Source organism: Chryseobacterium indologenes (assembly GCF_018362995.1).
Taxonomy (GTDB): Bacteria; Bacteroidota; Bacteroidia; order Flavobacteriales; family Weeksellaceae; genus Chryseobacterium; species Chryseobacterium indologenes_G.
The window spans coordinates 2,532,799-2,547,816 of sequence record NZ_CP074372.1 but is presented as its reverse complement, the minus strand read 5'-3'; the positions used below and the strand labels follow the sequence as shown (position 1 = coordinate 2,547,816).

General features: G+C 36.5%; 12 protein-coding genes. 6 read left to right on the top strand and 6 right to left on the bottom strand.

Features of this window, described 5'->3' with window-relative positions; genetic code table 11:
• Positions 1-19: 19 nt before the first annotated feature.
• The gene (locus DYR29_RS11490; RefSeq protein ID WP_213276971.1) at positions 20-2,449 is read left to right on the top strand and encodes a TonB-dependent receptor; all 2,430 of its coding nucleotides are present in this window, start codon (positions 20-22) and stop codon (positions 2,447-2,449) included.
• A 157-nt stretch (positions 2,450-2,606) separates the two neighbouring features.
• Here the strand turns inward: DYR29_RS11490 and DYR29_RS11485 are convergent, their stop codons facing one another.
• Complete coding sequence (locus DYR29_RS11485; protein ID WP_213280616.1) at positions 2,607-3,245, bottom strand: MBL fold metallo-hydrolase; 639 nt, start codon at positions 3,243-3,245, stop codon at positions 2,607-2,609.
• Positions 3,246-3,315: 70 nt separating this feature from the next.
• Here DYR29_RS11485 and DYR29_RS11480 point away from each other — a divergent pair, with 70 nt between their 5' ends.
• Positions 3,316-4,536: a DUF5103 domain-containing protein gene (locus DYR29_RS11480; protein WP_213276970.1), complete on the top strand. Its 1,221-nt coding sequence runs from the start codon at positions 3,316-3,318 to the stop codon at positions 4,534-4,536.
• A gap of 362 nt (positions 4,537-4,898) precedes the next feature.
• On the top strand, positions 4,899-6,857 hold the full coding sequence (locus tag DYR29_RS11475) for a M4 family metallopeptidase (RefSeq protein ID WP_213276969.1): 1,959 nt from the start codon (positions 4,899-4,901) through the stop codon (positions 6,855-6,857).
• 82 nt (positions 6,858-6,939) lie between these two features.
• Here DYR29_RS11475 and hemH read toward each other — a convergent pair whose 3' ends face one another.
• From hemH to DYR29_RS11460, 3 genes are read right to left on the bottom strand one after another with little or no spacing between them, the layout of a single operon-like run.
• A complete protein-coding gene (gene hemH / locus DYR29_RS11470; RefSeq protein WP_047425872.1) occupies positions 6,940-7,968 on the bottom strand; it encodes a ferrochelatase in 1,029 nt (342 codons plus the stop codon).
• Between the two features lie 15 nt (positions 7,969-7,983).
• Positions 7,984-8,511 carry an NADPH-dependent FMN reductase gene (locus DYR29_RS11465; RefSeq protein ID WP_213276968.1) on the bottom strand — a complete coding sequence of 176 codons (528 nt, stop codon included), beginning with the start codon at positions 8,509-8,511 and terminating at the stop codon, positions 7,984-7,986.
• 12 nt (positions 8,512-8,523) lie between these two features.
• A complete protein-coding gene (locus tag DYR29_RS11460) occupies positions 8,524-9,402 on the bottom strand; it encodes an iron-sulfur cluster biogenesis protein NfuA (protein WP_047425876.1) in 879 nt (292 codons plus the stop codon).
• A gap of 167 nt (positions 9,403-9,569) precedes the next feature.
• On the opposite strand from DYR29_RS11460, the gene DYR29_RS11455 reads away from it, so the two are divergent.
• Positions 9,570-10,106 (top strand): gamma carbonic anhydrase family protein, encoded by a 537-nt coding sequence (locus DYR29_RS11455; protein WP_047425877.1) that lies wholly within the window; start codon positions 9,570-9,572, stop codon positions 10,104-10,106.
• A gap of 81 nt (positions 10,107-10,187) precedes the next feature.
• Here DYR29_RS11455 and DYR29_RS11450 read toward each other — a convergent pair whose 3' ends face one another.
• Entirely contained in the window at positions 10,188-10,640 is a 453-nt protein-coding gene (locus DYR29_RS11450) for a hypothetical protein (RefSeq protein WP_213276967.1), read from the bottom strand.
• 82 nt (positions 10,641-10,722) lie between these two features.
• On the opposite strand from DYR29_RS11450, the gene DYR29_RS11445 reads away from it, so the two are divergent.
• A complete protein-coding gene (locus DYR29_RS11445) occupies positions 10,723-12,849 on the top strand; it encodes a helix-turn-helix domain-containing protein (RefSeq protein ID WP_213276966.1) in 2,127 nt (708 codons plus the stop codon).
• A 35-nt stretch (positions 12,850-12,884) separates the two neighbouring features.
• On the opposite strand, the gene DYR29_RS11440 is transcribed toward DYR29_RS11445, so the two are convergent.
• Positions 12,885-13,733 carry a M12 family metallopeptidase gene (locus DYR29_RS11440; protein WP_213276965.1) on the bottom strand — a complete coding sequence of 283 codons (849 nt, stop codon included), beginning with the start codon at positions 13,731-13,733 and terminating at the stop codon, positions 12,885-12,887.
• Between the two features lie 264 nt (positions 13,734-13,997).
• On the opposite strand from DYR29_RS11440, the gene DYR29_RS11435 reads away from it, so the two are divergent.
• On the top strand, positions 13,998-15,002 hold the full coding sequence (locus DYR29_RS11435) for an LLM class flavin-dependent oxidoreductase (protein ID WP_213276964.1): 1,005 nt from the start codon (positions 13,998-14,000) through the stop codon (positions 15,000-15,002).
• The last annotated feature ends 16 nt before the right edge of the window (positions 15,003-15,018 follow it).

The window sequence follows — 15,018 nt, the reverse complement described above, 5'->3', positions numbered from 1 at the left end:
TAACTATAAAAATAAGGCTATGAAAAAAAAATCAATCTTTTTAATCGCCGCAACAGCTACGTTATATTTTAATAATGCTTATGCCCAGGAAACTCCGCAGGATTCTGCAAAAATTTCCTCTATCGATCAGATTGTCATCACAGGAAATTCAAATCCGAAGAAAAAAATAGAATCCAGTACAGCGATTTCCACATTCAGTTCCAAAGAAATCCAGAAGCAGAACCCCATTAGTGCCGCTGCTTTATTGCAAAGAGTTCCCGGATTTGCGGTGGAAACTTCAGGAGGTGAAGTAGGAAATAACCTTTTTGCAAGAGGGATTCCTTCCGCAGGAGCTTATGAATTTGTGCAGGTACAGGAAGATGGTCTTCCGGTTTTTGAAGACGGAGCCCTTCAGTTTGCCAATGCGGATAACTTTTTCCGTGTGGACAATTCGGTCAACCGTATGGAGGCTTTGAGAGGGGGATCGGGATCTATTTTTGCAACCAATTCTCCCGGCGGTTTGATCAACTTTATTACCAGAGAAGGAACCAATGATTTCAGAGGTACGGCAAAATTGGAGACAAGTACATATGGATTAATGCGTACGGATGTGAATGTAGGGGGAGCTTTGGTTCAGGACAAATTGTTTTTCAATGTAGGAGGTTTTTACAGGACAGATGACGGGATCAGAAAAACAGGTTTCAAAGCTAATAATGGCGGACAAATCAGAATGAATCTGAAATACGTCTTTGATAAAGGCTACGTAAAAGTGTATTACAAAAAACTGGACGACAGAAATACGTTCTTCCTTCCTATTCCTTTGGTACAAAACGGTAACAAGCTGAAAGGATTCCAGAATTTTGATCCTAATTACGGAACATATAGCTACAGAGCAATCAGCCAGCTGAATATACCACAGGCAGGAGGTGGATTTTTCAACAGAAATCTTGAAGACGGAATTCATCCGAAAGTAGATGCAGTGGGAGCTGAGTTTAAATATGATCTTGGAAATAATTTCAGCGTTTTAAACAAGACCAGATACACCAATATCAATATGAATTATACAGGGATTTTCCCTGCAGGAGGTCCACAAACGATGGCAGAATTTGCTAAAAGTAACGGAATTTCCGGCAACAATTATCAGTATTCATTGGTGAGCAACGGAGCTGTGGTTAATCCTGAATATGTACAAAAACTGGGATTCTGGGCCATTGACAAGCAGATGAATAACTTCGTGAATGATCTGCAGTTCAATTATAAGTTTGATCAGGGAAATGTTACAGCAGGTTTCTATAAATCCAATTGGAAATCCCATCAATACTGGAACTGGAGTAATATTCTTACTACAGCTACAGACAGACCAGAGTTACTGAATCTGGTAGATACTTCTTTAAGTCCATCAGATACCGGATATTCTAAAACCTATAATGGAGTAACCAATATGACATTTTTACAGAGAGATACTCAGACCCAGGGAAGCCTGAATGATCTTTATGTAAACCTTGATTATAATATCACCGATGCTTTAAGTGTAAATGGAGGTCTTCGTTACAGCCATGATTATTATAAAGGAAATTTTGCCAATACAACTTCTTCCAATTTAAATAATTCAGGGTTAACAACGGATGGAACTCATGGTTTCAGCACGACTACTGCTGATGATAATATGAGTGTATTGGGAAATAAATATACCTACTGGAATTATAATGTAGATAAAGTATCCTTCACATTAGCCACCAATTATAAGATTAATAGAGAAAATGCAGTGTATGCCCGTTTTTCCAATGGTTTCAGATCACCGAATGAAGAAGCATATTACAACTATTTCTCCAATCCGAACCCTGATAAACCTTTAAAATCTGTAACAACCAATCAGCTGGAAGTAGGATATAAATATTACTCGCGTACTTTTGATGTGGCAGTGATTCCGTTCTATTCTACCTTGAAAAATCTGTCATTTACAGATGTTTTCTCTGATGGTACATCCGAAAATACATTCGCCAATACAGAAAACTATGGAGTTGAATTGGAAGGTTTCGCCCGTTTATTCAATAATACTTTAGAAGTAACATTCAACGGGACCATTCAAAGTCCAAAATATAAAAACCTTGAGGCCGGAAGCGTTCTTGAAGGAAATGTAGTAAGAAGAATGCCTAAATTTTTCTTTAATATCTCACCAGCAGTCAATATTACAAAAGCATGGAGAGCTTATGCAAGTATGAATTATTATGGAAAACGTTTCCAGGATGAGAAGAATGTACAGACATTACCTTCATTCACCGAATTTGGAGCAGGAATGTCTTATCAGTTAGGAAGAATACGTTTTGCCGTGGATGGAACCAATATCTTTAATACAATCGGAATCACAGAAGGTGATCCAAGAGCAGGTTCTCCAAACGGAGACGGAATCATTATGGCCAGACCTATTATGGGAGCTGCAGCCAGAGCTTCCATTACTTTGGATTTCTAAACTCTATTTCTTTATAACAGCAAAACCGTCAGAATTTCTGACGGTTTTGTAATTTTTATATTCTTTCACAGATTAAGAGGTATTTGACAGAATTAAGTTTGAATCCAGACACTTGTAGAGTTCTCAAACCCTCAAACCCTCAAACTCTCAAACTCTCTTACTTCAAAAACGGATTGTACTGCTTTTCAAATCCAATTGAGGTAGGATTCCCATGTCCTGAGAAAACCTGAGTATCATTATCTAAAATGAAAAGTTTAGATTTAATACCATCAATCAGTTGCTCATAGTTTCCTTTATATAAATCTGTTCTTCCGATGCTGCCCTCAAAAAGAACATCTCCTGAGATCATGAATTTCTGATTTTCGTGATGATAAACCACACTTCCCGGAGAATGTCCTGGAACATGATAAATTTTAAATTTTTCACCATCCAGATCCAGTTCATCTCCTTCCTTAATATATTCCACATCTACTTTTACAGGATCTACCTGCATTCCGAATCTCATTCCGCTTGCCTGAAGCATATCCAGAACTTCCTGATCTTCCTGATGCATTACTACAGGTACTTTGAACGTATCAAAAGCCCATTGAAGCCCCAATACATGATCAATATGTGCGTGAGTTAAAAGAATTTTCTGAATTTTCAGTCCGTTTTCTGAAATGAAACTCTCAATGGCCTGGGTTTCCTGCCCTTTCATATTTCCCGGATCAATTAACCATGCGTTTTTATTCCCGTTATAAATGATGTAAGTGTTTTCGCTCGCAAAGTTGAATACGAAACCTTGAATCTGAAGCATATCTGAATATTTTTTATTCAAAAATACGATATTATTAAGAAAATGGCTATTTTTCGTTATCTTCGTCATAATGAAAACTTTGCGATTACTCTTACTTACTTTGAGCGGACTGGTTTTTGGACAAAATATCCAAAGTGTTCAGCTGTTCAATCCTCAGACCAATGATGAAACTCCGGTAATCAGGATTGGTGAACAGTTGGTTCTGGGCTTTGATGATCTTACCAACGGCAGTCAGATCTATAGATATACATTCAAACATTATGACAGAAACTGGAATGATGATAATCTGTTTTTTACAGAATTTGCTACCGGAAGTATGAATGCACTTCTGGATCAGTTTCAGTATTCTTTCAATACATTACAGGCTTATACGCACTATAAACTTGTTTTTCCGAATGATAAAATCCAGTTGAAAATTTCAGGGAATTATGAACTGATTGTTTACAAAGATTCTGCAGATCAGCCTCTTTTCAAAAAAAGGTTTTACCTGGTAGAAGATGCAACAGCTGTAGGATTAAATATTTCAAGGTTTGCAGATGCAAAAAATCCCAATCTTAACCAGAGGGTAGAAGTGAATGTTTCTCCGAAAGGAGGAGATATTTCTTCCAATGTCAATTCAATCACAATGAATGTGATGCAGAATAACAACCCGAATATGGTGATTTCTAACCTAAAACCAAGCAGTGTTTTAGGCAATCAGATACTTTTCCAGCAGATGAATCTTACGTTTCCCGGAGACAATGAATTTTATTATTTCGATAATAAAAATATGAATATGGCGGCGGATATGGTGCGTGCAACTGAAATAAAAGATGATGTTAACCAGACCTATCTTCATCCGGTATGGGCATTTCCTTTGAATTATCAATACCAGCCTGATGTAAATGGAGCATGGTATTACAGAAGAAATGACCTGGGAAGAGAAAGAGATGCTGAAAGAGAAGCTGACTACTCGTGGGTGCATTTCTATCTGGAATCGGATCCTGTGGATAAAGAGATTTATGTTTTGGGAGGATTTAATAATTATAAGCCAACTAAGGAAAATCAAATGCAGTATGATGCTGCTACCAAACAGTATGTAGCTAAAATATTTCTGAAACAGGGTTTTTATAACTACGTTTTAGTAACTAAAGAAGGAAATGGACCGTTGAATTTCGGTGAGGTAAACGGTAATTTCTGGCAGACAGAAAATCTTTATCAGGCATTTCTTTATTATGCACCATTCGGAAGAAATTATGATGGACTGATGGGTTATGGTGAATTCAGAACTCCAATAGCAAATAAACGTTAATAATTTGAGATTATTATTTTAAATTATTCTTATAAAATGGGACTGTCTTTTGAGATAGTCCTTGTTTTTTAATCCATTATTTAAAAAAATAAACCTTCTCAGACTTTAATCATTAATAATTTCATATGATATAATGCACTACATAGTGAAAAAAAATAATTCACAAAATTTTGATTTTAATTAAATATTTTAATTTAAAAATTATATTGTAGAAAAATTATATTTAAATATTTTTCTTTGTTTTAAAATCATTATTGTTTTTTATTTATCAATTTATAATATCTATTGAATTTTATTCATTGTTTGTATTGTTTTATTGTGAAAAGTTTATACATTCGTCATCACAATCAACCAATATTATTATGAAAACGAAATTTATCTTAGTGGCAAGCGTTGCCGCCTGCTCTTTTGTTTTTGGGCAAAACACACCATCAAAATTAAATCCGGGTAAAAGTGGATTACATGCGGACTTTATGAGATTTGATAAAAATGCACCTGCATTTCAGGGAAGCCCTGTTTTATTCGATGAAACCTCACAGAGACTTTCTCCTGGGCAAGCACTTAAACTGGGCTTGGAAAAAGATGCGCTGGGTTTTGAAACTCATAGATTCCAGCAGACCGTTAATGATATTCCTGTAGAATACGGAATGATGGCGGTACAAACAAAAGGAGGCAAAATAGTAGGACAATCAGGAAAATGGGTTCTTCAGCTTCCGAAAGGGCTTGAGAAGAAAACCAATATTTCTGAAAGTATCGCTCTGCAGAGTGCTTTATCATTCGTTGGGGCAGAATCCTACAAATGGCAAAATAAAGAAGAGGAAGATTTTCTTAAAAAAGAATCCAATAATCCCAATGCAAGCTTTGCTCCTAAAGGTGAACTGGTATATTATTCAGATCCTACGGATGAAAAACTGAATGATTTAACTTTAGCTTATAAATTTGATATTTACTCAGAAAAACCATTAAGCAGACAATATGTTTTTGTAGATGCTAAAAATGGAAAAGTTTTGGGAACAGACGCTATTATCCACGAAGTGAATACTCCGGGAACCGCGACTACAGGATATAGCGGAAGCCGTAGCATTGTAGCTGACTCTTATAACGGAAGCTACAGATTAAGAGAGACCGGCAGAAATGCGGGTACAGCGGTAGAAACCTACAATCTTAAAAAAGGTACTAATTATTCTGCAGCAGTAGATTTTACAGATACAGATAATGTATGGAATAATGTAAATACCAACAAAGATCAATATGCTACAGACGCCCATTGGGGAGCAGAAATGACTGTTGATTATTTATATACAAAATTTGGAAGAAAGAGTATTGACAATAATAATTTTGCAATAAAATCTTATGTTCATTATTCTACCAATTATTTCAATGCATTTTGGGATGGCTCCAGAATGACCTATGGTGACGGAAGCTCCACAACTAACGGAGGGAAACCATTAACAGCTATTGATGTATGTGGACATGAAATTACCCACGGGATGACTTCCAAAACGGCAAACCTTGTGTATCAAAGAGAGCCGGGAGCATTAAATGAAGGTTTTTCTGATATTTTCGGAAATTCAATAGAACGTTGGGCAAGACCAACACAGGCAAGCTGGACATTGGGAGAAGATTTCAATTATGTCATCAGAGATATGTCTAACCCTAATGCTTACCGCCAGCCGGATACTTATAAAGGTACCTACTGGAAAGATGCTACAACTACAGGATGTGCAGTGCCGGGACAGACAACCAATGATTATTGCGGTGTTCATACCAATTCGGGAGTCCTTAACTTCTGGTACTATTTATTGGTAACAGGAGGTTCAGGTACAAATGATAACGGTTTTGCTTATAATGTCTCCGGAATCGGACTGGATAAGGCAGGAGCTATTGCTTACAGAACATTAACAACTTACCTGACTTCATCATCCAACTATGCCAACGCAAGAACTTATTCTCTTCAGGCAGCAGCAGATCTATACGGAGCTGGAAGCAATGAAGTGACACAGGTTACCAATGCATGGAACGCAGTAGGTGTAGGAGGCGGAACTTCTGCGGCAGGACTTGTAGCAGCAACTTCAAATGTTTCAGCTTATACCATCAGCCCGAATCCTGCAACTGACAGATTCACTGTGAATTTTGAAGGTAAAGCCGGAAAAGGAATTGTAGAATTGGTAAGCCTTACAGGTAAGAAAGAGATTTCTGAAAAAGTTGATATTACAGAAGGTGCCAATAAACTGAACATCCAGCTTCCTTCCAATATACTTCCTGGAGTATATATCGTAATGGTAAACGGACAGAAAGCAGGAAACCTGATTAAAAAGTAAACACCAAATTTAATTTTAATATATTTAGCAAAATGGCCACAAGAATTACTTGTGGCCATTTGTATATTTTGAATGAAGTAAATTATACCAAATAAAAATCATTCAGTTTTTCCTCACAAAGGATTTTTACGACTTCAATCCATCGGTCCTCATCATTCAGACATGGGATATAATGGAAATTTTCTCCGCCTCCGTGCATAAACTGTTCTTTTCCTTCTACAGAAATTTCTTCCAGGGTTTCAAGACAGTCAGAAACGAATGCCGGGCATACTATGGCCAGGTTTTTTATCCCTTTTTTACCAATTGTTTCCAACGTTTCGTCGGTATATGGTTCAATCCATTTATCTTTTCCTAATCTTGACTGGAAAGAAACGATTGTTTTTTCTTTAGGTAAATTCAGTTTCTCAATAACACGCTGTGTTGTGTTATAGCATTGATGGCGATAACAGAACTGATGGCTCGGATTATCGTCTCTGGAACAGCAGTCATTAAGATTACAGGTCTTGGTAGGATCTGTCTTATAAATATGTCTTTCCGGAACTCCATGATAAGAAAACTGCAGGGCATCAAAATTTTCAGGAAGTTTCTCTTTAATACTTTCCGCCAGACAGTTGATATAAATATCCCTGTTGTAAAAAGGCTGAATATAATTGATCTTTACTTTCGGAAATTTCTTTTTTCTTACTTCTTCTGCCTTTTCAATTACCGTTTCCGTAGTACTCATGGCATATTGAGGATATAAAGGGAAAAGAACGATCTCAGTAATTCCCTGATCTACCAGTTTCTGAATACCGGTTTCAATGCTGGGTTCTGCATATCTCATTCCTATTTCCACGGGAACATCTACCAGTTTCTGAAGTTTTTTCTGAATTTTTTCAGTAATGACAATCAGTGGTGAACCTTCATCTGTCCAAACCGTTTTATAAGCTTCAGCAGATTTGGCAGGTCTTGTTTTCAGGATGATTCCCTGTACAAGAAGAGCACGAAAGATCCAACGGTAATCGATTACTCTTTCATCCATCAAAAATTCATCAAGATATTCCTTTACGTCGTTTACAGAGGTTGATCTCGGTGATCCGAGGTTGACCAGTAAAATTCCTTTATTATTCAATATTCTAATTTTTAATTATGAAACAGACGTTGTAAAATCTGCTACTAATTTTGATACTTTAGCAAAGGTATTACTTTCCAGTAAGCCATTGCTGTCAAATTTGCCTTTTATCCCCTTTATTAATGCCTGATGTTTATCATCTGTTGTTGCTCCAAGAGTCTTTAAAATCATCAATAACTCTTCATGGCCTTTTTCTCCACTGGCTGAAGCGGTAATCACTGCAACCGGCTTATCAGAAAAGATCGTTGTAGAAACACACCATTCCAACATATTTTTTAATCTGCCGGGAATACTGAAAATATATTCCGGAGTGGAAAATATTACACCTGCTGAATTTTTAATAACTTCTCTGATCTTCAGAACTTCATCCGGAATATTCTCATCCGTTATTGCAGTATCAAAATGAGGAAGAACAGCAAGATTATTATACATCAGAAAATCTGTATTTTCTATCTTTTCCAGTACCTGCTCCATCAGTTTCTGATTGCTGGAGTTCTCCGAAGCACTTCCAATAATAACGACAATTTTCTTTTGGGGAGGCATTTTAAAACTGAATTATCCGTTTACAGCTTCTACTTTTTCTACCAGATCCGGAACGAATTGTTTTAAAATATTTTCAATTCCGTTTTTCAAAGTAGCCGTAGAACTTGGGCAGCCTGAGCAAGCTCCCTGTAGAAGCATTTTTGCAGTTTTACTCTCCTGGTCATATTCCATTAGTGAAATTTTTCCACCATCATTTTCTACTGCAGGCGCTACATATTCATTTAAAATGTCAGAAATTTTCTGCTCATCTTCCGTATAATCTCTGTTGATGATCTTTTCAACAGGGTTTTCATGTTTCTGCGGTTCTATTTTAGAAATTTCACCTCCGTTTTGAAGATACTCGGCAATAAGCGCACGAACAGTCATCATCACCTGGTGCCATTCTACAGAATTGTCTCTGGTAACTGCTACAAAATTATCAGAAATGAAAACTTCTTTTGTAAATTCAAATTCTTTAAAGATTGCCTGTGCCAAAGGAACTTCCTCAGCAGCTTCAACTGATTTTACTTCCACAAAACCATCCATCAGCAATTTGTTTGAAACAAATTTCATTACATTAGGATTCGGAGTCATTTCAGCATAGATCTGATACATTTCTTTTTTCTTCTGAAGATAAATTCTTGGGTTAGCCAATAATTCATCCTCAATCACGTTTTTCAGACTTTCAGCTACATGTTCCCATTCTATGGTATCCTGTTTTGCCACAGCTACAAAATTAGCCGTAATGAAAATTCTTTCCACAAACGGATAATTGAAAAGCTCCTGTGCCAAAGGAATTTCTGATATATCTGAATTTCTGTCCAACTCTAAAGACCCAGGAATGAGATTGTAATCTGCAACAAATTTCATTACTTTCGGGTTTTCGGTAGGTTCTATAAGTACGGTACGCATTTTTTCGTTAAATTTGAGATACAAAAATACGCATTAGAAGTTAGAAGCTGAGAATTGAGAGTTAGATTTTTGCTATCGCTGTAATTTAGAAGTTAGATACCACAAATTATAAGGCAGAAGATAACTATTTTCAATTGGGCATATTTTCAAATTTTCAAATTAATATTATGGCACTTATAAAAGAACTTTTAGGAAAAGCACCACAGATCGGAGAGAACACTTTTTTAGCAGAAACCGCTACTATTATTGGTGATGTTACGATGGGAAGAGACTGCAGCGTTTGGTATAATGCTGTGATCAGAGGCGATGTTCATTATATTAAAATGGGCGACAAGGTAAATGTTCAGGATAATGCAATGCTGCATTGTACCTATCAGAAAAGTCCTCTGAATATCGGAAATAATGTTTCTATCGGGCATAACGCAATTGTTCATGGATGCACTATTAAAGATAATGTTCTGATCGGGATGGGAGCTATTGTAATGGATGACTGTTTGGTGGAAGAAAATTCTATTGTAGGAGCAGGTTCTGTAGTAACCCAGGGTACTCATATCAAATCCGGAGAAGTATGGGGTGGAGTTCCAGCGAAAAAAATCAAAGATATCAATGCTCAGTTACTGGAAGGTGAAGTAGACAGAATTGCAAATAATTATGTCAAATACTCTTCATGGTATAAGGAAAACGTTAAAGATCATCAATTTTAATTTTCAATTGATCTTGTAAATATAAAAGCTCTGTCCTGCGACAGAGCTTTTTCGATTTGATATAGAACCTTTGTTTTATTGTTAGTTATTGTCAGGCGTGATCAGTCTGATTTTTCCATGAATACATTTCAAAGAGGTAGGAGGTGTGATGGCTACACAGTCCGACATGATATTATATTTTTCATTAAAAGTTTTTACTTTTTCCGTGTAATCATTCACTCTCTGTAAGAAAGTAGCTTCTATTTTCTTTGGATAAGCAATATATTGCTGAGGTCCGCCACAGGATTTTGCTCCCATGGGCGCAAACGCCCATTCACTGGCATCCGTACATTTTTCTCCGGACACTTCAGACTCAATAGAGGCTTTTAATTTATCCAGCTGTGCCTGCTCATACTTCTGGCTGTCTTCATCAGCAGGTCTGTCTGCGATATCTACAGGAAGATTGATATTGGTGTTTTTTGAAGTATTACAGGAAACCATAGTTAATGTAGTACTTAATACTATCACAGGGAAATAGAAGAATATTTTTTTCACAATAAACTTTTTTCTTTTTAAGAATTTTCAAAACTTATGCCAAGGTAAGAAATTCAAATTCATTTCCGTATTTTTGACAACGATGAACAATCATTTTTTTGACTTAATAGAATATACGAACAGAAGTGTTTTTCTGACCGGGAAAGCCGGAACAGGTAAAACGACATTTCTCAATGATTTTGTAAGACGTACAAAGAAAAAGCATATTGTAGTAGCACCCACGGGAATTGCTGCAATCAATGCGGGAGGCGTTACAATTCATTCCATGTTTGGGCTGCCGTTGAGAACTTTTCTTCCTACGACAGAAAGAATAGACACCAGTTTGGCGAATAATATTGCCGATCTGATGCCCCATTTCAAATACCGTAAAGATAAACTTAAACTTCTGAGAGAAGTTGAGATCATTATCATTGATGAGGTCTCAATGTTGAGAGCTGATGTTCTGGATATGATGGATTTTTCTTTGAGATTTATCAGAAGAAATAATCAAAGATTCGGAGGGGTGCAGATGCTCTTCATTGGAGATTTGTTCCAGCTTCCGCCTGTGGTAAGGGATGAGCATATTCTGAAAATGTATTACAATTCACCTTTCTTCTTTGACAGCCATGCCATTAAGGAAATCCCGATTGTTACCATTGAACTGACAAAAGTTTACAGACAGTCTGACCAGGGATTTCTGTCGATTCTGAATGCTATCCGAGATGGTGATGTGGATAATATAGATTTTAACCACCTTAATGAAAGATACGATCCTGATTTTGACATGGGGAAAGAATCTTATGTATACCTGTGCTCTCACAATAAAATGGCTGATGAAATCAATCTGGAAAAACTGGCGGAGATCAAGGTAGACCCTCAGATTTATGAAGCTAAACTTGTAGGTGATTTTAAAGAAAACCAGTTTCCAAACGAACAGTTTTTAGAATTGAAAATCGGAGCGCAGATCATGTTTATCCGAAATGATATTTCCGGAGAAAAGAAATATTTCAACGGGAAACTAGGAGAGATCATTGGATTGGATGAAAATGAAATTCGTGTTGCTCTGGATGGAAGTGAAAGTGAAATTATAGTTAAAAGAGAAACCTGGGAACAGAAAAAATATTTCCTTGATACCGATAAAAATATCCAGGAAGAGGTATTGGGCAGTTTTGAACAGTTTCCGATAAAACTGGCCTGGGCCGTTACCATTCATAAAAGTCAGGGACTTACGTTTGATAAAGTAATCATTGATGCTGGGAAAAGTTTTACAGCCGGTCAGGTATATGTAGCTTTATCCCGTTGCAGAACGCTCGAAGGAATTGTTTTAAAATCAAAAATTACCCCTGAAGTTATTTTCAAGGATAACAGGATTTTACATTTTCATACCGATACTATTGCTAACGACCATGTGGAAGCTATTCTGAATCAGGAGAAGTATGACTACAGCATCAGAAAAGTGCTTCGTACCCTTGACTGTACATGGTTTTTAAAAGAAGTAGAAGAGTGGAATAACCTTTCAATTGTGACCAAGAATATAGATCATGCCAAGACTAAACAGCTTTATCTTCAGTTGAAACACGAAGCGGTAAACCTTGGGAAAATCTTTGAAAAGCTGGAACGAATCATTTTCCAGAAAGTCAATAATTTTATTGAACAAAAAGAAGACTGGTCCGAAATTGAAAGTAAATCAAAAGGAGCCGTCAATTTCTTCTTTACAGAAACCAGAAATAAAATTTTCGATCCTTTGAAAGAATTTTATGCTGAAATAAAAGGAGCAAAAGGTTTAAAACAATACAACGAGGAATTCAAAAACTGGCTGGAAGATATTGAAGAATACCTGAATAGTTTAAGAGAAATTTATCTTCTGGAAACTAAACTTTTAGATGAAAAGAACGATAAAGAAATCAATCTGAAAATCGCTAAAGTTCCATCTCAGGTTTTAACGTTCCAGTTGTTTGAACAGGGAAAAACTATCGGTGAAATTGCTTTGGAAAGAGGTTTGGTAAAAGAAACGGTGATTGGCCATTTAGCCAAATTTGCAGAACAGGGATTGCTGGATATTGCAAGAGTCATCACTTCAGATAAAATCAGGGCTTTTGAGGATGAATTCTACAAAAATCCGCACGAAACCCTCACAGAGTGGAAGAGCGCACTCCCTAGTCATTTTGAATTCAATGAAATCAGGATTCTGATCAATCATTATAATTATAAAAAAGAAAAGAACTCATAAGAGTTCTTTCTTTTATTTACACATGTTCCTGAAAATTAAGGATACATTGTGTTGATTGTATTAATATCTCCTGTTGTAAAACCGGTTCTGTTATACGTAAAGTTCGAATTATCCGCTCTTGTGATAGTTGGCAGTCCATTTTTAGAATAAGAAGTCGGCCAGTACATCATCACGGAATTAATATTAAAAGGGCCAATATCCGTTCCTGAGTTATAGATATTGAAATTATAAGACTGCCCGCTCTGGATATTGTTCCACAGGATTTTTACATATTGATCCCTGTCTTTACGGGTATGCTCATGATAAAGTCCTACTGTATGTCCCATTTCATGAATTACCGATCCTACAGAAATATACTGGTCCAGAGAAACGGTTTGTTTTCCTCCCTGATAACCGATATGAGCCCAGCCATCCGATCCTGATGAACTTCCAAAAATAAATTCAACATAATTAGACTGATTAGTGCGGTAGATCCACTGAGTATTGGTTTTGTTGTTGTACTCGCTGATTGCAGAATTGATTTTATTGACATTGATAGAGCCCATGTTACTGGCAATGGTGTAATAAATTTTACCGTTTGGCCATCTTGAAAAACTAGCGCCGCCCTTATTGGCTTCACTACCTTCTGCCAGTTGTTTGTCGGACAAAACAATATCTCCCTGGAAAAAATTCATTCCGTTTTTTCTTTCATAAGTGATTTCCTGACCATTCATTTGTCCTTTTTTAACGTTTTTAACATTGAAAGCATTGGTTTGAGCTTCTGAAGTGATTTCTTCATTATTCTTACTACATGATGTTAGAACTGCAGTCATAATAATGCTCATAAGGACAGTTCTTTTTGAGAATATTTTCTGAGAAAACAGCCCATTGGTTTTTTTGTTCATATTAAAGTTTTTTTAATGATTTGGTATACGAATATAATAAATATTTCTCTTTTTATTGAATTATTATTGTTGAATTCTATAAATTTTAGTAAAGTATTTATTCAAAAATCATATAACTAAAATCAACTAAAGAAAATTTTAATTCCAATAGTTTTTCCCTGAATTAACCGATCGGTTTTATTAATTACAAAAAGTAACTAATGCAGATTTTATGTTTTAAATTTGTATGGTTTTTTCAGACCAAAGAAAAATTAACATCTCAATATGAAAAATTTTGAAATTTCTGTTTTAGATCTTGCACCGGTAAAGCAAGGCAAAAGCATTCACGATACTTTTCAGGACAGCTTATCATTAGCGAACCATGCTGAAAATTTAAACTATAAAAGATTTTGGCTGGCAGAGCATCACAATATGGAAAGTATTGCGAGCTCGGCTACTTCAGTTCTGATCGGTTTTATTGCCAACGGAACGAAGACAATCAGAGTGGGTTCCGGCGGTGTTATGCTTCCGAACCACAGCTCTCTGATTATTGCAGAACAGTTCGGTACCCTGGAGTCTCTTTTTCCCGGAAGAATAGATCTTGGGGTTGGAAGAGCACCCGGAACTGACGGATTGACGGCTCAGGCATTGGGAAGAAATCCTGCTATTATTAATGAACAGTTTCCAAGACAGATTCTGGAACTTCAGCGTTATTTTTCTAAGGAAAATTCAGATGCTATGGTTCGTGCTATTCCTGGGGAAGGGCTGGATGTTCCCATTTATATTCTGGGATCAAGTACAGATAGTGCATGGCTGGCTGCGGAACTTGGCTTACCTTATGCATTTGCGGGACATTTTGCTCCGGAGCAGATGGAAATGGCTTTTAAAATATACAGAGAACATTTTGAGCCTTCAAAATATCTGGATAAGCCTTATATTATTGCCTGCGTAAATGGCGTAGCAGCAGAAACCTCTGAGGAAGCACATAAAATCTCTACTACTTTATTCCAGGCCTTCATCAATATTGTAAGAAACGACAGAAAGCCTTTTGCTCCGCCTGTTGACGATATGGACGAAATCTGGTCACCAATGGAAAAATCCATGGTTCTGCAGAAACTGAGATATACTTTTATCGGAGATCAGGATGAAGTTCAGGAAAAGCTTAAAAATTTTCAGGAAAAATTCCAGGTGGATGAACTGATGATCAACTCCCATATCTACGACCATCAGAAAAGATTAAGATCTTACGAAATTTTCAGAGAGGCTGTGAACTCTTTATCCGAAGCGTAATAAACCCTTCATAATT

What these genes read in the sequence shown, in the direction of transcription:
- DYR29_RS11475 (WP_213276969.1), top strand. Translation starts at nt 4,899, where the DNA reads ATGAAAACGAAATTTATCTTAGTGGCAAGCGTTGCCGCCTGCTCTTTT.
- DYR29_RS11485 (WP_213280616.1), bottom strand. Translation starts at nt 3,245, where the DNA reads ATGCTTCAGATTCAAGGTTTCGTATTCAACTTTGCGAGCGAAAACACT.
- DYR29_RS11480 (WP_213276970.1), top strand. Translation starts at nt 3,316, where the DNA reads ATGAAAACTTTGCGATTACTCTTACTTACTTTGAGCGGACTGGTTTTT.
- DYR29_RS11490 (WP_213276971.1), top strand. Translation starts at nt 20, where the DNA reads ATGAAAAAAAAATCAATCTTTTTAATCGCCGCAACAGCTACGTTATAT.
- DYR29_RS11435 (WP_213276964.1), top strand. Translation starts at nt 13,998, where the DNA reads ATGAAAAATTTTGAAATTTCTGTTTTAGATCTTGCACCGGTAAAGCAA.
- DYR29_RS11440 (WP_213276965.1), bottom strand. Translation starts at nt 13,733, where the DNA reads ATGAACAAAAAAACCAATGGGCTGTTTTCTCAGAAAATATTCTCAAAA.
- DYR29_RS11460 (WP_047425876.1), bottom strand. Translation starts at nt 9,402, where the DNA reads ATGCGTACCGTACTTATAGAACCTACCGAAAACCCGAAAGTAATGAAA.
- DYR29_RS11445 (WP_213276966.1), top strand. Translation starts at nt 10,723, where the DNA reads ATGAACAATCATTTTTTTGACTTAATAGAATATACGAACAGAAGTGTT.
- DYR29_RS11455 (WP_047425877.1), top strand. Translation starts at nt 9,570, where the DNA reads ATGGCACTTATAAAAGAACTTTTAGGAAAAGCACCACAGATCGGAGAG.
- DYR29_RS11465 (WP_213276968.1), bottom strand. Translation starts at nt 8,511, where the DNA reads ATGCCTCCCCAAAAGAAAATTGTCGTTATTATTGGAAGTGCTTCGGAG.